Raw genomic sequence first — 16115 nt, 5'->3', positions numbered from 1 at the left:
GGGTCAAACAACCCGGCGGTGGAAAACGTCCGGGATCAGGGCTCGGCAATGATCTTCGCCCGTTGTTCGTGATACTCGGTGGGCGTGATCTGGTCCGACTTGTAAAGTCTCAGCAATTCCGCGAGCCGTTGCTCTTTGGAACCGGCGGTAGGAATGACCGGCGGCGTCGAGGGAGCGGGAACCGGCATATAACCGGGCGGCACAGATGCGACCGGTTGAGTTGCGCTGCTGGCCACGCCGGCTTCGCGTTTTTCTTCAGCGGCTTGCCTGGCGGCTTTGGTTTCCTGGATTTGTTGCGCTGCGGCAGCTTCAGCGGCCACATGCTGGGCATTGATTTCCTCGCGCAACTTCATGCGGGCTTCGCGGTCGGTAGCTGGCTTGCTTTGCGCAGAATTATCGGTCGTAACTGCGGCAGGAGCAGGAGACATGGGAGCGTTGGTGGAAGTTTCTCCTAAGATCGTTGAACGGGCGCCCGTGGGGGCGCTGACGGGCGGAACAGTTCCCTTATACCATTGATAATTTAACGAATTTGTGCCGCCGGTTTGCGCGTTGCCTCCGGTAGCGGTGGCTTGTTCCAAGGCGGCACGCACCCGGGCCTGGTCTTCAGGAGACAAACCATGATGGCGCATCGGTGTCGGCGAAGGCATGGGCGAGGCAGCCGCGGGAGCCATTTCAGCGGGCGGCGGCACGACTGCTGGCGCAGGAGCGGGCGCGACTGGAGCGGGAGAACTTGGCGACGCAATAGTGCTGCCGGTGGTGGTGGCTTGTTCCAAGGCGGCGCGCACGCGGGCTTCCTGCTCGGCGCTCAATCCCTGATTCGATATCGGCGCGGGAGAAGCGGCGGGTGGCATTGCCGCCGGTGCGGGAGCGGGCATGGCTGCCGCGGGTGCCGAAGCACTCGTATCCGTATTCATTTCGGCCATTTTTTGGCGCAAAGCTTCGCGCGCCTTGGCCTGAATGTCCGAATCACTACTCTGAGCTTTCAGCGAACCGGCGCCTACAACGCCTGCCACACAAATCGCCCCCAACAACTTCTGGATGTGCATGAGTTGGTTTTTACTCCAAATTTTTTTGAGACGCAACTGCTTTCGTCGGTTCCACGTTACGTTTATCGGCCAACATGAGGCCTGGGAAATAATCCCCGCCACGCGAACGGCAGCGGATACAGCACGACCGACCAGAACATGACGCCGTACACCGCCGAACGCGGAACTTTGAGACGCTGGGTGGCATCCAGGGGATTCGCCGTGCGCAAGGTCGCCAATGTTTTGACCCCGATCAAGATCAACCACGCGCAGCCCAGCCGCACGCGCATGCCCGAAAACGGCAACGCATTCGTGTATTCCCAACCGGAGGCAAGGTTCGCCTCGGCCATATCAAGATAGCGATTGTAGAGCGGACGCAATTTGCCTTCGCTCGCCGGAAGCAGCAAGTCGGCCGGCGTGAGACCACAGTCTGCCAACTCGTTCACGGGCAAATAACATCGGCCCTGGCGCAAGTCCGCCGGCATGTCGCGCAATATATTTACCAGTTGCAAACCCTTGCCGAAACGAACCGCGTCCGACAGCAATTTGGCCTCGTCCATTTTCGCGCCCGGAAAAAGATGCGTGCGGCAGATGTGCGTCCAGAACTCACCCACGCATCCCGCCACGCGATAGGTGTAGTCATCCAGTTCCTGCGCATTTTGCAGGGCAGTGATGGCGCTCGCGGATGCGCCCGCGAATCGCCGCAGGTCCAGCGCCTGGCCGCTGGTGATAACCTCAAGCACAGTGCGAATGCGTTTTTGATCCTCAATGGTGAAGCTAGCCAAAACCGTCAAGGCTTCTTCGCAACGCTCTAATAAAATACGTTCCGCCGGCAAATTTTGACATTGCGCAAGTTCGCCGAAGTCCAGCGGCCTTTTGTGTTCGCCAAGAATTCGCCCACGTAACAATTCCAATGCCGCCAGCCGTTGCTCGGGCGAAACGATCTCCGTGTCGGCAATGGTATCGGTCGCGCGCGCCAGCAAATAGGCCAAACCGATCTGCGCGCGCACCGGCTTCGGCAGGATGCTCAGCGTGAGATAAACGGAGCGCGACGTCGCTTTGAGCAAGTCGGTCAAAAGCTCCGGCTGCGGATTCATGCAATCGAAAACTACGCCAGCGCCTTGCGCCAGCGCACCAGTTGTTTCGCAACTTCTTTGGTGCCGGGCGCGCCAGTCAGGTTGCGTTGCGCCATTGCTTTCTTGAGATCGAAGACATCAAGCGCCTTGGCGGTGAAAGCGGCATCCACAGTTTGCAATTCAGCCAGGGTCAGTTGATTCAACGGTTTGCCCGCGCGCTCCGCCAGCGCCACGACCGCGCCGACGACATGATGCGCCTGCCGGAACGCCATGCCTTCGCGCACGAGATGATCGGCAAGGTCGGTCGCGAGCAACGCCGGATCGCCCGCCGCGGCTGCGCAACTTTTGGCATCCACGGTCGTGTGCCGCAGCATCGCCGCCATGAGCCGCACTGAGGCGCGCACGGTATCCACGCTATCAAACAAACGCTCCTTGTCTTCCTGCAAGTCGCGATTGTAGGTCATCGGCAAGCCTTTCAAGAGCGTGAGCAGCGACATCAAATTTCCCACCACCCGGGCCGACTTGCCGCGCGTGAGTTCGGCGATGTCGGGATTTTTTTTCTGCGGCATCAATGACGAACCGGTAGTGTAGGCATCGGCGATTTTAACAAAATGAAACTCGCTCGTGGCCCAGAGGATCACGTCCTCGGCGAGCCGCGAGAGATGCACCGCGACGAGCGCCGCGACCGCGCAAAATTCCACCGCAAAATCCCGGTCGCTCACGGCATCCATCGAGTTTTGTGTGACGACCGCGCGGCCCTTGGCATCCACGAAGCCCAGCAGTTTCGCGACCATTTCGCGATCCAGCGGCAAGGTGGAACCGGCTATCGCGCCGCTGCCGAGCGGGCAAACATTGACGCGCTGAAAACAATCGGTGAGCCGCCCGTGGTCGCGCTCGATCATCTCGACGTAGGCGAGCAAATGATGGGCAAACGAAACGGGTTGGGCGCGCTGAAGATGGGTGTAGCCCGGAATGATGACGCTGGCATTTTTCTCGGCGAGTTCAGCCAGCGCGCGTTGTAATTCGCGCAGTTCTTCGCCGAACCCAACGATCTCATGCCGCAGCCACAGGCGGATGTCGAGGGCGATCTGATCATTGCGCGAACGGCCGGTGTGCAGTTTCGCCCCGGCGGGCACACGGCGGGTCAACTCGGCCTCGATGTTCATGTGAACGTCTTCGAGTTCGGGTTTCCAGGTGAATTTTCCGTCGGCGATTTCCTGGCCGATGGTTTCAAGGCCGGTGACGATGGCCTGGCGCTCGGCTTTGGTAAGCACGCCGATTTTTTGGAGCATCGTCGCGTGCGCGATGGAGCCAAGCAGGTCGTGTTGCCACAACCGCCAATCAAACGACACCGACTCAGTGAAGCGCGCCACGTCTTCGCCGGGGCCGCTGGCGAACCGCCCGCTTCGGGAAACAGGAGAAGTTTTTTTCATTTTTACCGTCCGCATGTTGCGATGGCTTGCCGTCAAAGTCACGCTTGAAACCTATCACAGTTCTCATCCCCGCGATTTTCCCGGGAGTGCGCGCATGCCGGCATGATTTACCCTTCACTGTGCCCGAATCCGGCATCCTCATAATTGGGGACACGGGTTTTTCGCTTTGCCATTGCTCCGCGTTTGGATTTGGGCAAACTCTCGCCGAGACGACGCACCCACTTTGATTTAACCATGAGACGCCTATTGATTGTCGCCGCCCTGTTGCTGGGAGAATTGACCGCCTCACGCGCGATGGCCGATTCCACCGCGCCGGTTTCGCCCGAGCAACTCAAACGCGGCAGCGCGCTTTACGCTCGTTATTGCGCGATGTGTCATCAGGCCGCTGGCCAGGGTGCGCCGCCGACTTTTCCGCCGCTCGCCGGGTCCGACTTTCTCGCCGCCGACAAGGATCGCAGCGCGCGCATCCTCATCACCGGCCTCACCGGCGCGATCAAGGTCAGCAACCAGATATATAATGGCGCGATGCCGCCCGCCCCTTACAACGATGACCAGCTCGCCGACGTGCTGACGTTCGTCCACAATAGTTTCGGCAATACCAACGGCCCCATCCTCGCTGCGCGCATCAAGGAAATCCGCGCCCAGGTCTCAACCACGAATGTCATCGCCGACCCGAATCCATTTCCCGCGCTGCCGCCCGCGCCCGCCGGTTTCACTTTGCGCGAAGTCGTGAAGCTGCCGAATTACCCGACGCGCATGGCCAGTGATGGCACCGGAAAATGTCTCTATATTCTCTGCCAGAATGCCGATGTCTGGCGCGTGGATTTGCCGGGCGGCGCGATTCGCCGCGTGCTCAATGGCGAGGATTTTGCCGAGCCCGATGCCGGCGACTTGATGACCGACGGCATGATGTTGGATTCGCAGAACCGGCTTTACATCGTGGCGAATTCGCGCCGCGTAACGACGCCTTACATCACGAACGTCGTCACAATTTATCGCACCACGACCGTTCGCGATGGCGATCCCGCCGAACCGCGCGCGTGGTTCAGGACGGCCTATCCCTTCGGCATCAGTTCGTTCAATCACGGTGTCGGGAACATGGGCATCGGCCCCGATGGCAAGTTGTATGTCAGCAGCGGCTCGCGCACGGACGGCAACGAAGCGGGCAGCGAAACGAATTATTACAGCGGCGGCGAAGTGCCGTTGACGGCGTGTTTTTGGCGGCTCGATCCCAAGGCTGAGAAACCTGAGATCGAAATTTTCGCGCGCGGCGTCCGCAATCCCTATGGCTTCACCTGGAATGAGAAAGGCGAAATGTTCGCGACGGACAACGGCCCCGATGCCAACGCGCCCGAGGAACTCAATCTCATCGAGCGCGGCAAGCACTATGGTTTTCCCTATCAATTTTCGAATTGGGCGCATCCGCCATACGCGTATTCGCCGAAGACACCTCCGGGGTTGGAGTTGACCATCCCCATCGCCAATCGCGGACCAGACGCTGGCGGCTCCGAAGGCAAACCCTTATATTCCTTCGACGCGCATTCCTCGCCGGGCGGCATCGTGTGTCTCGGCAACGATTTTCCGGCGGAATATCGCGGCACTTTTTTAATCACGCGCTACGGCAACTTGCTCGAACGTCCGAAAGACGTGGGCTTTGATCTGTTGAACGTGCGCCTCGAAAAAAATGCGAGCGGCATTTACGAATCGCACACGAAAGAATTCCTGACCCCACTTGCCCGCCCCGTGGACATCCATCAATGCGGCCCCGGCAAAATCTACATCTGCGAATACACCCGCGTCCTCAACAACTCCAGCCAAACCGCCATGCTCCCCGGACGGTTGTTGGAGTTGTCCGTGAACCACTGATTTTCTTTTTTTGACGCAGAGGCGCAGAGAAAAACAAAGATTAAAAGCCAGGGATGAACCACGGTTCAAACACTGATTAGAAAAAGTTCCCTTTCTGTGTTCCATCCGGCCAAATTCCTTTCCCCGCTCTGCGCCTCTGCGCCTCTGCATCAAAACGAAACATAGTAAAACCCATCGCCCACCCACCAATCAGTCGCGCTCATTTTTCTCGCAGAAAGTTTCCTCTGTCTCTAAAATTTTTTCATGGAAAGCCAGCCTGCGATTTTAACCGTGCCGGTGATTGATGCGCTGCGCGCGATTGTTGGCCGCGAAAATATCGTCCACGGCGAACAGGAATTGCTCGTGTACGAGTGCGATGCCTACACGCTGGAAAAACAGTTGCCCAACGTCGTCGTCCTGCCGCGCACGACCGCTGAAGTCGCCGCTGTCGTCAAACTGTGCGCTGAACATCATTTGCCGATCATCCCGCGCGGTGCGGGCACGAGCTTGAGCGGAACCGTGCTGGCCGTGACCGGCGGCGTGATGATTGCCCTCACGCGGATGAATCGCGTGCTCGACGTGGATTATCGCAACCGCCGCGCGCTGGTGGAAGCGGGCTGCGTCAATGCGTGGGTCACCAACGCGGTCAAAGGCGGCGGATTATATTATGCGCCGGATCCTTCGAGCCAATCGGCCTGCACCATCGGCGGCAATGTCGCGACCAATTCCGGCGGCCCGCACACGCTCAAGTATGGCGTGACGACCAATCACGTTCTCGGTTTTGAAATGGTGATGCCCGACGGCGAAATTCTCTGGCTCGGCGCGCGGCCCGATGGTGGCGAAGACGTGGCCGGATACGATTTGCGCGGCGTGGTGGTCGGCTGCGAAGGCATGTTCGGCATCGTCACGCGCGTGCTGCTGCAACTCATTCGCGCGCCGCAAATGTTCAAGACCTTGCTCGGCGTTTTTGAAAATGTGGATGATGCCAGCCGCACCGTGACCGGCATCATCGCCGCCGGCATGGTTCCCGGCGCGATGGAAATGATGGACCAACTCATCACGCAAGCCGTGGAGGCGGCGTATAAATTTGGTTTTCCACTGGATGCGGGCGCGGTGTTGATCATCGAGTTGGACGGGCTTGCGGCGGGTTTGGACCAGCAGGCGGACCGCGTGATCGAAATCTGCAAACGCAATCGCGCACGCGAAGTTCGCCTGGCGAAGACCGAGCAGGAACGCCTCGATCTTTGGAAATGCCGCAAGCGCGCGTTCGGCGCCATTGGCCGGCTCAGCCCGAATTTTCTCACGCAGGACGGCGTGGTTCCGCGCTCCAAACTTCCCGAGATGATGCGCTTCATCCGCGCGTGCAGCGAGAAACACGGCTTGCGCATCCCGAATGTTTTTCACGCGGGCGACGGCAATATCCATCCGCTGATTCTTTACGATGAACGCGAGCCCGCGCAGGTGCAAAGCGCACTGGCGGCGGGGCACGACATTTTGGAAAAGTGCATTGAGTTCGGCGGCAGCGCGACGGGTGAACATGGCATCGGCGTCGAGAAAATTGATTTCATGGCGAAACAGTTCACGGTCGCCGATCTCGATGCCATGCGCATGCTGCGCCGCGTTTTCGATCCCGAGATACGTTGCAATCCCCACAAAATGTTTCCCGGCAGCAAGCGTTGTGCGGACTTCGCGCCGCGCAAACAAATCGCCGCCTGATTTCCGATGATGCTCCAACCCGCCACTCTTGCCGAATTGACGCAACGGCTTGCCGCCGCCGCGCCGCCGGAAAAAATCGAGCGCGTGGATCTCGCCTCGCTGAATCGCGTGGTGGAATACACGCCGGAAGATATGGTCGTCACCGCCGAGGCGGGCATCACACTCGCGGCGTTGCAAGCTGAACTCGCGCGCCACGGCCAATGGCTGCCGCTCGATGTGCCGCATCCTGAACGCGCCACGCTCGCCGAAATCATTGATGCCAATCTCAGCGGCCCGCATCGGTTTGGTTTCGGCACGATTCGCGACCACATCATTGGCATGGCTTGTGTGCTGGCCGATGGCACGGTCATTCATTCCGGCGGCAAGGTTGTGAAAAATGTCGCGGGCTACGATCTGATGAAACTCTTTATCGGCGCGCAGGGAAGTTTGGGCGTGGTGGTGGAAGCGACTTTCCGTTTGAGGCCATTGCCGGAAGTGGAAAAATTCGTGTCGGCAACGTGCGCCTCCCTTGAGCAAGCTGATAAATTAATTGAAGCGGTGATCAGTTCGCCGGTGACGCCAGTGGTTTTGGATTTGCACGGGTCTTCAACGAATGCGCTGACAATAACCGTTGGCTTCGCTGGCACGCGCGAAGAAGTGGAATGGCAAGTGGCGCGCGCGACTGAACTTGGCTTCAACCAATCCGGTTCGCTCGAATATGAGGCGGCATTTTGGAACGGCACTTCAACCGCGCAAAAAATTTCGGTGCTGCCGTCGAAGATGATCGAAGCCGTGCGCAAATTAAATGGCGCGCCATTTGTCGCGCGCGCGGGCAACGGCGTGACTTATCATCGCGGCCCGGCCACGCCTTCAGTAGAACAGTTGCCGCTCGATTTGATGCGGCGCTTGAAAGATGCCTACGACCCGCGCCATATTCTTCCCGCTTTGCCGCTATGAATACCGACGCTCCCGAACGCTTTCTCGACTACAACAAATCGCTGGCGTGTATCCATTGCGGACTGTGCCTGTCGTCGTGCCCGACGTATCTCGAAACCGGCAACGAAAATGATTCGCCGCGCGGGCGCATTTATCTGATGCGCGCCATCCAGGACGGGCGCCTTCCGCTCGGCGATACCGCCGTCCGCCATCTCGACCTGTGTCTCGGTTGCCGCGCCTGTGAAGCCGTTTGCCCCAGCGGCGTCCAATACGGCGACTTGCTTGAACACACGCGCGATCATATCGAGAAACATCACCGCCGTTCGCCGTGGCAAACCTTTCTCCGACGCATCGCGATTGAAAAAGTTTTTCCATTTCCCTCCCGCATGAAACTGGCGCTGCTGCCGGTGAAAATCATTCGCGCGCTAGGACTCGAAAAACTTTTGCCGAAATTCGCGCGTGAAACGATGGCGTTGGTCCCGGAGCATCCGAGCGCGACGCCGCTGCCGGAAGTTTCTCCCGCGACCGCGCCGCCAAAGGGCCGCACCGGTTTCATCAGCGGTTGCGTCATGAGCGTTTTGTTTGGCGATACCAACGCCGCAAGTGTGCGCCTGCTCAATCGTGCGGGCTACGAGGTCGTGACCCCGCGTGGGCAGGGCTGTTGCGGCGCGTTGTATGCGCACAGCGGGCAGTTGGAAATGGCCCGTGATTGCGCACGGCATAACATCGAAGTGTTTGAACGCGCAAATTTGGAGACCATCGTCATCAACGCCGCCGGTTGCGGCTCCACGCTCAAGGAATACGGCCAGCTTCTGCGTGACGATCCGAAATGGGCCGAACGCGCAAAACAATTCAGCGCGCGCGTCCGCGACCTGACTGAAGTGCTCGCCGCCGCGCAGGTAAACAGCCCGCCGTCGAGTGAATCATCGGCAGCTAAAGTGACTTATCACGACGCCTGTCATCTGGCGCATCCGCAGCACATCATCAAGCCGCCGCGGGAATTAATCCGCGCCCTCGTCGGCAAAAACTTTGTCGAGTTGCCCGAGTCCGATGTCTGTTGCGGCAGTGCGGGCAGTTATAATTTGACTGAACCGGAAATGGCCGCACGCCTGCAACGGCGCAAGATCGAAAACATCCTCAAGACCGGCGCGCAAATCGTGGTGACGACCAATCCCGGTTGCCTGCTGCAAATTCGCGCCGGGCTGCGCGCGGCGGGTGCGCCGGTTGAGGCGCTGCACATCGCCGATTTTCTCGACCGCAACCGTTGACGTAACCTTTCATCGCTTTGCGCCGTCTTACACGCTTGTAGGGAAACGACTGGCAACGGGCCGCTTGCGGTTGACAAGCTTCAATGCGAGTATTGCCAGTCTTGGATCGCAATCACATGGATCATCTGCCGATACTTTTAGCCGAGGATAACGAGGACGATGCCTTTCTTTTGGAGCGGGCGCTTCGCAAGGCGGGGATGCCGAATCCATTGCGGGTCGTGCCCGATGGCGAACAGGCCATCGCTTATCTCAAGGGCGAAGGCCGCTATGCCGATCGCGCCGCGCATCCATTTCCCGCGCTGGTATTGCTCGATATCAAAATGCCGCGCATGAACGGCCTCGAAACTTTATCGGTCATCCGCAATGACCCTGTCCTCCGCCGGCTCGTCGTGATTTTCCTCACGTCTTCCAATCAGGAGCAGGACATCAACGATGCCTTTGACCTGCGGGCCAATTCCTACCTAGTCAAACCGCGTAGCGCGGAAGGCATGGTGTCCGTGCTGGCCAAATTCAAGGCCTACTGGCTCGGATTGAATCAGTTTCCCAGTTTCGCTGCCGACATGGCAACTGCTTGAGGTCACGCAGATGTGGCTGATTGACAGCCTCTTCCTGTTTTTAAATACCCGCGTCACCGAACCGTAACTTCGTTGTCACCTGACCGACCTTGTAGTATCCTGTGGCACGTGATACTCAGAGCGAGAGTGATGCCTAAAATCTTAGTAGTGGATGACGAGCCGGATGCGATTGAACTGATCAAGTTCAACTTGAAATCGGCGGGTTACGATGTCGCCACCGCCGCCGACGGCGATGAAGCCCTTAAAAAAGCCCGCGCCCTCCTGCCCGACCTCATCGTTCTCGATGTCATGCTCCCCGAAGTGGACGGGCTCGAAGTCTGCAAAATTTTGCGGCGTGACGCACGCGTCTCCGCCATTCCCATCATCATGCTCACCGCCAAGGCGGCGGAGATTGACCGCGTGCTGGGGTTGGAATTGGGTGCGGATGATTACGTCACCAAGCCATTCAGCCCGCGCGAACTCGTCCTGCGCGTGAAACGCCTGTTGCGCACCGGCCCGGCCGCGGGCGGCAAAGAGGACGAAATTGTTTTGAAGGAATTGGCCCTCGACATTCCCCGCCATCAAGCCAGTGTGAAAGGCCGCGCGGTGGACCTCACGGCGACTGAATTTAAACTGCTTACCATCCTCGCCCAGCGTCGCGGCCGCGTGCAATCCCGCGAGCAGCTCCTTCAGGACGTTTGGGAATACGATAATCTGATTGATACGCGCACTGTGGACACGCACATGCGCCGACTCCGCGAAAAACTTGGGCCCGCCGCGAAGTATCTGGATACCGTGCGCGGCGTGGGCTATCGCTTTATCGAAGAGTGACGCGCTAACCCGCCGGCGCTCCATCCTCGCCATGGCCTACTTGCTGATCGTCATTTTAGTCGTGGGCATGGTCGCCTTGCATCGCTGGTGGCAGGGGCGCTACGACCGTTTGCAGGCAGACCAGGCGCGCGAAAAAAAATCCCTCGAAAATCTTCAGCAACGCCATTTCGAGGAAGCCGCGCAAACCGAAGCCGAGCAGCAGGCGTTGTTCAACAGCATGGCCGAGGGCGTGCTCATTCTCGACAAGGACGGCCGGGTGCAACTCGTCAATCGTTCGCTTCAGGATTTTTTCGGGCTCAAGTCCGAGGTGCGCGGGCAAACCATCATGGAAACTTTCCGCTTGCAGGAATTGGCGGAAATCACCCGCCGACTGGCGCAGGAACCCATCGTGCAGGGACAGGAACTGCAACTGCCCGGCGTCAACGGGCGCTGGCTGGAAGTGAACGCCGCCGCCGTGTTTGACCGGGGAAATGTGCAGCACGGTTCCATTTTGGTGTTTCACGATTTGACGCGCATCAAGCAACTCGAAAGCACGCGCCAGGAATTCGTGGCCAACGTCAGCCATGAATTGCGCACGCCGCTTTCGCTCATCAAGGGCTTCGTGGAGACGTTGCTCGATGGCGCGAAAGATGATCCCGATCTGGCCACGCGTTTTCTCCGCACGATTGAAAAACACACCGACCGCCTCACCTATTTGATCGAGGATTTGCTCACCATTTCACGGCTCGAAAGCGGCCAGATCGTGATGAACCTGCATCAGGTGGATTTGCGGGAAGAGGTGGACCACGTCATCGAGGATTTGCAGGCACGCGCGGCGAGCAAAAAAGTAACACTCATAAATAAGCTGCCCGCCGAACTTCCCGCGCGCGCGGATACTGACCGTCTGCAACAGGTGTTGTTCAACCTCGTCGAAAACGCCATCAAATATGGCCGCTCGGATGGCAACGTGACCGTCGGCGGACAAGTTAACGGCTCAAATATCGTTGAACTTTGGGTTACGGACGACGGCCCGGGCATTCCCACTGAGTCGCGTGAGAGGATCTTTGAACGATTCTATCGCGTGGATCGCGCCCGCTCGCGGGACACGGGCGGCACCGGTCTTGGGTTGGCCATTGTGAAACACATCGTGCAGGCGCACGGCGGTGAAGTGTGGGTCAAAAGCGAACTCGGGCAGGGTGCCACATTTTTTTTCACCCTGCCCGTCGCGTAATTTTTTACTTCTGCGCGAACTTGCGGCGGAAGCCGAAGAGGCCGGCCAAACCCAAACCCGTCAAAGCAAGTATCGTCGGTTCCGGCGTGGAGAAAGCCACGTTGTCATAACGCCAGTTGCCGGAAGAATTGTTATAGGCGGTGCCGGAACCGTTCAAATCATCCGCGCCGGTCGAGGCATTCACGATGCGCACTCCGAAACTCGCGTCATTATTCGCCGCGGTGATTCCACCGAAGTCCACCGTGATGCCGTCCACAAACCCATTCGCGTTCATGGTAATATAACTTCCCATGACGGTGTTCGCGCTTGAGGTGTTGTTCTTGATCGTCGCGCCGCTGTCCAGGGAAATGATGGTGGCATTGTTCCAGGTCATGCCATCCGTCGTGTAAAGCACCGTGAGGTTCGCTTCGGCGGCGGAAGTGGTTTCGAGATCGAACGTCAATTGGATATTGCTGAAACCGACGGTGCTGACATCGAATTCTGCGCCTTGCGTGCCGATGGGCGCCAGCGAGGACCAGCCGTTGGCCTTGCCGGTAGCGACTGGGCCGCCGCGCACGCGCCATTCATTTCCGGCGCCGGTCGAACTGCCGGTCGAGGCGATCACGTCAGGAATAGCCATGCTGGAAGTCGGCGTGCCGTAGGTATTATCCATGCCGAGCGAAACCGCCGCCGGCGTGCCCGCCGAGTTATTGACCGCCGCAGCCGGATTGAGCACCATCGTAGTCCCCGCCGTGATATTTTCAAAGGTCCAATCGGCGATGGTGGTTTGGGCGTAGGTGGACGCCGTGGCGAGCAATGTGCCGCAAGCTACCGTTGGCAGCAGGGCCTTCTTGATAATGTTTTTATTCATAGTTTCTTCCTGAGATGCGCCGAAATGCTGCGGCGCGATTGTTACAGTTGTGTGTGGGTTAAGTTACGAAATGGTGAATTTCGTGTGGCCGCTCAAATGGGAACTTCGCGGACGGAAGGGTTTTTCCGGAAATTTATTCCCAGAACCAACTCAAAAACTCGAGGCTTTCGGAGGCGCTTTACTTCTTCTTCCCCGCGCCGCCCGCTTTCATCGCGGCGTGAAATTCTGCCTGCCATGATTTTAATTCCGGTGGCGATGGATCAAACGGGTTCAGCAGATTTAGCGAATTGATTCCTTCCACGCCGACGATTTCCCAATCAATCGAATACGGCGGCGCGAATTCCTTGAGCAGTTGCATCACGCGCGAGCGGGCCAGCGCGCGGGTGTTCGCGGGCGGTTCCATTACGGAGGTCTCGATGGTTTTGGCGGAGAGTTCCCACGCGGGCGGCGGCTGGCACATCGCCAGGCCCAGGCTTCGCGCCGGGTCAATATGATGGAATTCCAGGTCCTGCGCCTTGAGCCACGGGTCGTCCCACTCAAGCTTTTCCTGTTCCATGAATTTGCGCAGCAGCCACAGTTTCGTGATCCAATCCACCTTGCCGATCAACGCCTGCGGCTCGGTCTTCAGCGCCTTCAACGTCGAACCCCACACGTCGAGCAGGATGTCCGTCTCAGTATCGCGGCCATGAAATTCCGAAAATGCCGCGCTGAAAAATTTCTCGAGCAGGTCCACCGCATCCACGCTGCGCCCGTCCGCCAGCCGCACTTCCCACGGGCCTTCGGTCTGGTGCGACAACGCGCGAAAAGTTTTCACCGCGTCGGCCAAAACCAGCTTCGGCAGATGATTGATCTCCAGCAGATCGAGCATCAGCGAGGTCGTGCCGACTTTCAGCAGCAGCGTCGCGGGCAAAACATTAGTGTCGCCATGAAGCAAATGCAGGCGGCGATATTTGCGCGGGTCACCCAGGGGTTCGTCGCGCGTGTTGATGATCGAGCGATTGAACTGCACCCATTCGTAAAGGTCGTTGTTGATGTAATCCGCGCGCTGGCTCATCTGGAAACCGCCATCGGTTCCCGGACGGCTGACTTCGCCGCGCCACTCGGCCGCGAGCGTGGTCCCGACACGGCCCGCGCCGGTGAAGAGCAGCCGCAAGGTTAAAAACGTCAACAGCGACAGGACGTTGGTTTCGGTGAGCGGCGCGGACCGGCGCACGAGATAATTTTCGTGGCAGCCAAATGTCGCGCCGGTGTAGTGATCAATATTATTGCGGATGAAACTGACCTCGCCCGCGAGACCGAGCGCCTTCACCGCGCGCATGGCCAGCGCGTCACCGGCGCGATCGTATTTTAAAATGTCGAGCAGCGAAACGCATTCGGGCGTGCAGTATTCGAGATGGCCCATGTCAATATAGACGCGCCCGCCATTGAAGAGAAATCCGCCATTGCCGGGCGGCTCGTCCCAATCGCGATGATGCACATCAATGAGCCCGTATTCCTCCCGTCCAAAAATCCAATCGCGCACGCGTTCGACCGCGATGAACGAACCCGCCGGCGTATTCGTCAGGCAGCCGTATTCGGTTTCCAATCCAACAATGCGATTCATAAAAACTCTTCACTTCCCACCGCACCGCCGGAACCGAACGCGCGTTGTCGCGCTTACAATCCCAACTGTGCCAGCGTCAAACTTTCATACTGCGCGCGCTGCGATGTGTGCCGCGCAAGCCAGCCAATTTCCACCACGCGCTCGCGCGTCGCGTCGCGCCAGCCGGCTTGCCGCTCGGCTTCCTTCGGGATGGCGTCGCCAAAATTTTTATTTTCCTTGAGGCACCACCACGCTTGCAGCAACAAATCCGCCGCCGCCTTGCGATCGGTTTTTTCGCCGATCATTTTCGCGAGCCACGCCTTCGCTTCCGCTTCCGGCTCGGCTTGGCTGGCTGCGACGATGACTCCACCGTTTTGAAATTGAAACGCCCCGTCAAAATGCAGGCGCAACAACAAATCCTTCGCCGGTTCCGAACCCACTTCCGCGAGCAACAGTTCGACCAAAAATGGCGCGGTAAAAATCTGTTCGAAATTCGTCTTTAACTGCGGGCTCAAACCAAAACTCACGAGCCGCCGCAAGCTCACGTCTTCAGGCGCGCGCGTAAAGGCCTCCGTGTGTGCCGCGTCAATCGCCGCCTGCCGGATTTTTTCGATGTCCGCCGGATGCCCGAGCCCCGCGAGCGCATGGCGATCGAATAATTCAAACACCTTCGATTGCCCGCCGCCCACGCCCAGCAATAAAATTCCATCCGCCAGGCTGGCCGCCAGCGCGGGCGAGCCGCCTTTCAACTGCTCGCGCACATACTCGCGGCGATTGCCCACTGCTTCCAGCCAACGATAGGGTTCTTCAGTCATGCGCTGCTTCTGCTTTCCATTTTACGTTCGCTGCCATGTTCATGGACGCTTTAAAATTTCTGCCTGCTGCGCGTCAGTCACAGCTTCCACGCCGGTGCTGCGCAGAACGCGAATGGTCGCGTAGGTTTGCGTCGCCGGGTTCACGCCGCCGGTGGCTGAATCGAACTCCGACGCCGTCATCAGCAACCGCAACGCGAATTTCACCGCCTCGGCCAATTTCATTTGCGAAGGTTTCGGTGAACCGTATTGCTCCTGAAAACTCATGATGCTGCGGATCGTTCCCGAGCCCGAACCGGAGGCGACATGGTCCGCCGCCTGGAATTGCGCGCCCAGCGGATCGTAAAAATAAATCTGCGGCTTGGCCGGCGAAACCGATTGATCAAGGCTCGCGAACAACGGCACGACCACCCCCACGCCTTGCATGGTCATCGGCAAATTTTCACGCAACAAACGCGCGAGAGCGCGCACCTTTGCCGGCAGGCTCAACGATTGTAATTGGCTGCGGCGATAATATTCAAACGAAGTCTGCAACACGCGCGCCATCTCGAACGCCGTCGCCGGCACCCCCGCAATCGCCAGCAATGAATTCGCGTCAATCTCGATGACCTTATCCACGCGGTCGGTGACGATAATGTTCCCAGCCGTCGCGCGGCGGTCGCCCGCCATCAAAACTCCTTCGGCAAAATGAAAAGCGAAAACCGTCGTCGCCTGCGTCTGCACGGGCGCGCCATTATGGGCGGCGGTTTCTCCGCGCCATGGCGCGAGCTTTTGGGCGGCGAGCAGGGACAAAAAATCCCCGGCCATCGGCGTCTCGCTGCTCATTGGCCCGTGCGTTGGCGATAGCGCTTGGCCTGGTCAGGATCCACTTTGCGCATCCGCTTGAGCAACTCGTCCGTGTTGGGTTTATCCACTTTCGGCGCGCTGGGGCCATCGCCACCACCGCTGGGGCCACCCGGGCCTACGGGCCGTGTTTTTTGTGCTTGGTCTGGCATAAA

15 protein-coding genes are annotated in these 16115 nt (G+C 58.8%); 7 read left to right on the top strand and 8 right to left on the bottom strand.

The features are described 5' to 3' along the window. Positions 1 to 35: 35 nt before the first annotated feature. From VH413_05385 to argH, 3 genes are all read right to left on the bottom strand, one after another. Positions 36 to 1046, bottom strand: coding sequence for a hypothetical protein (locus VH413_05385; GenBank protein HEX3798115.1), 1011 nt, complete (start codon positions 1044 to 1046; stop codon positions 36 to 38). A 62-nt stretch (positions 1047 to 1108) separates the two neighbouring features. Continuing rightward, positions 1109 to 2122 carry a phytoene/squalene synthase family protein gene (locus VH413_05380; GenBank protein ID HEX3798114.1) on the bottom strand — a complete coding sequence of 338 codons (1014 nt, stop codon included), beginning with the start codon at positions 2120 to 2122 and terminating at the stop codon, positions 1109 to 1111. Positions 2123 to 2133: 11 nt separating this feature from the next. Beyond that, positions 2134 to 3534: an argininosuccinate lyase gene (argH, locus tag VH413_05375; GenBank protein ID HEX3798113.1), complete on the bottom strand. Its 1401-nt coding sequence runs from the start codon at positions 3532 to 3534 to the stop codon at positions 2134 to 2136. 234 nt (positions 3535 to 3768) lie between these two features. On the opposite strand from argH, the gene VH413_05370 reads away from it, so the two are divergent. From VH413_05370 to VH413_05340, 7 genes are all read left to right on the top strand, one after another. Then, positions 3769 to 5400, top strand: a complete 1632-nt coding sequence (locus VH413_05370; GenBank protein ID HEX3798112.1) for a PQQ-dependent sugar dehydrogenase — start codon at positions 3769 to 3771, stop codon at positions 5398 to 5400. A gap of 243 nt (positions 5401 to 5643) precedes the next feature. Continuing rightward, complete coding sequence (locus VH413_05365; GenBank protein ID HEX3798111.1) at positions 5644 to 7095, top strand: FAD-linked oxidase C-terminal domain-containing protein; 1452 nt, start codon at positions 5644 to 5646, stop codon at positions 7093 to 7095. Positions 7096 to 7101: 6 nt separating this feature from the next. Then, positions 7102 to 8031 carry an FAD-binding oxidoreductase gene (locus tag VH413_05360; protein HEX3798110.1) on the top strand — a complete coding sequence of 310 codons (930 nt, stop codon included), beginning with the start codon at positions 7102 to 7104 and terminating at the stop codon, positions 8029 to 8031. Further along, the gene (locus VH413_05355) at positions 8028 to 9278 is read left to right on the top strand and encodes a heterodisulfide reductase-related iron-sulfur binding cluster (GenBank protein ID HEX3798109.1); all 1251 of its coding nucleotides are present in this window, start codon (positions 8028 to 8030) and stop codon (positions 9276 to 9278) included. Before VH413_05360 ends, VH413_05355 begins: the two co-directional genes overlap by 4 nt. Positions 9279 to 9361: 83 nt before the next feature. Beyond that, the gene (locus VH413_05350) at positions 9362 to 9853 is read left to right on the top strand and encodes a response regulator (protein HEX3798108.1); all 492 of its coding nucleotides are present in this window, start codon (positions 9362 to 9364) and stop codon (positions 9851 to 9853) included. 129 nt (positions 9854 to 9982) lie between these two features. Further along, on the top strand, positions 9983 to 10663 hold the full coding sequence (locus VH413_05345; GenBank protein ID HEX3798107.1) for a response regulator transcription factor: 681 nt from the start codon (positions 9983 to 9985) through the stop codon (positions 10661 to 10663). 31 nt (positions 10664 to 10694) lie between these two features. Beyond that, a complete protein-coding gene (locus VH413_05340; protein ID HEX3798106.1) occupies positions 10695 to 11873 on the top strand; it encodes an ATP-binding protein in 1179 nt (392 codons plus the stop codon). 4 nt (positions 11874 to 11877) lie between these two features. Here VH413_05340 and VH413_05335 read toward each other — a convergent pair whose 3' ends face one another. The 5 genes from VH413_05335 to VH413_05315 all read right to left on the bottom strand — a co-directional run bounded on the left by VH413_05335 (position 11878) and on the right by VH413_05315 (position 16112). Next, entirely contained in the window at positions 11878 to 12723 is an 846-nt protein-coding gene (locus VH413_05335; GenBank protein ID HEX3798105.1) for a PEP-CTERM sorting domain-containing protein, read from the bottom strand. A gap of 178 nt (positions 12724 to 12901) precedes the next feature. Beyond that, a complete protein-coding gene (locus VH413_05330) occupies positions 12902 to 14326 on the bottom strand; it encodes a proteasome accessory factor PafA2 family protein (protein ID HEX3798104.1) in 1425 nt (474 codons plus the stop codon). A 53-nt stretch (positions 14327 to 14379) separates the two neighbouring features. Beyond that, positions 14380 to 15120: a 20S proteasome subunit A/B gene (locus tag VH413_05325; protein ID HEX3798103.1), complete on the bottom strand. Its 741-nt coding sequence runs from the start codon at positions 15118 to 15120 to the stop codon at positions 14380 to 14382. A gap of 39 nt (positions 15121 to 15159) precedes the next feature. Then, entirely contained in the window at positions 15160 to 15942 is a 783-nt protein-coding gene (locus VH413_05320; protein HEX3798102.1) for a proteasome subunit alpha, read from the bottom strand. Then, entirely contained in the window at positions 15939 to 16112 is a 174-nt protein-coding gene (locus tag VH413_05315) for a ubiquitin-like protein UBact (protein HEX3798101.1), read from the bottom strand. The genes VH413_05320 and VH413_05315 overlap by 4 nt, the downstream gene beginning before the upstream one ends. Positions 16113 to 16115: the final 3 nt, after the last annotated feature.

Source organism: Verrucomicrobiia bacterium (assembly GCA_036268055.1).
In the GTDB taxonomy this organism is placed as follows: Bacteria; Verrucomicrobiota; Verrucomicrobiia; order Limisphaerales; family Pedosphaeraceae; genus DATAUW01.
Note: the sequence above shows the minus strand (reverse complement) of the source record. Positions and strands in the feature narration are given on the sequence as shown.

Excerpts from the sequence above, each read along its gene's own strand:
- VH413_05330 (HEX3798104.1), bottom strand. The coding sequence starts at position 14,326 with ATGAATCGCATTGTTGGATTGGAAACCGAATACGGCTGCCTGACGAAT.
- VH413_05325 (HEX3798103.1), bottom strand. The coding sequence starts at position 15,120 with ATGACTGAAGAACCCTATCGTTGGCTGGAAGCAGTGGGCAATCGCCGC.
- VH413_05355 (HEX3798109.1), top strand. The coding sequence starts at position 8,028 with ATGAATACCGACGCTCCCGAACGCTTTCTCGACTACAACAAATCGCTG.
- VH413_05345 (HEX3798107.1), top strand. The coding sequence starts at position 9,983 with ATGCCTAAAATCTTAGTAGTGGATGACGAGCCGGATGCGATTGAACTG.
- VH413_05320 (HEX3798102.1), bottom strand. The coding sequence starts at position 15,942 with ATGAGCAGCGAGACGCCGATGGCCGGGGATTTTTTGTCCCTGCTCGCC.
- VH413_05335 (HEX3798105.1), bottom strand. The coding sequence starts at position 12,723 with ATGAATAAAAACATTATCAAGAAGGCCCTGCTGCCAACGGTAGCTTGC.
- VH413_05340 (HEX3798106.1), top strand. The coding sequence starts at position 10,695 with ATGGCCTACTTGCTGATCGTCATTTTAGTCGTGGGCATGGTCGCCTTG.
- VH413_05370 (HEX3798112.1), top strand. The coding sequence starts at position 3,769 with ATGAGACGCCTATTGATTGTCGCCGCCCTGTTGCTGGGAGAATTGACC.
- VH413_05315 (HEX3798101.1), bottom strand. The coding sequence starts at position 16,112 with ATGCCAGACCAAGCACAAAAAACACGGCCCGTAGGCCCGGGTGGCCCC.
- argH (HEX3798113.1), bottom strand. The coding sequence starts at position 3,534 with ATGAAAAAAACTTCTCCTGTTTCCCGAAGCGGGCGGTTCGCCAGCGGC.
- VH413_05365 (HEX3798111.1), top strand. The coding sequence starts at position 5,644 with ATGGAAAGCCAGCCTGCGATTTTAACCGTGCCGGTGATTGATGCGCTG.
- VH413_05350 (HEX3798108.1), top strand. The coding sequence starts at position 9,362 with ATGCGAGTATTGCCAGTCTTGGATCGCAATCACATGGATCATCTGCCG.
- VH413_05380 (HEX3798114.1), bottom strand. The coding sequence starts at position 2,122 with ATGAATCCGCAGCCGGAGCTTTTGACCGACTTGCTCAAAGCGACGTCG.
- VH413_05385 (HEX3798115.1), bottom strand. The coding sequence starts at position 1,046 with ATGCACATCCAGAAGTTGTTGGGGGCGATTTGTGTGGCAGGCGTTGTA.
- VH413_05360 (HEX3798110.1), top strand. The coding sequence starts at position 7,102 with ATGATGCTCCAACCCGCCACTCTTGCCGAATTGACGCAACGGCTTGCC.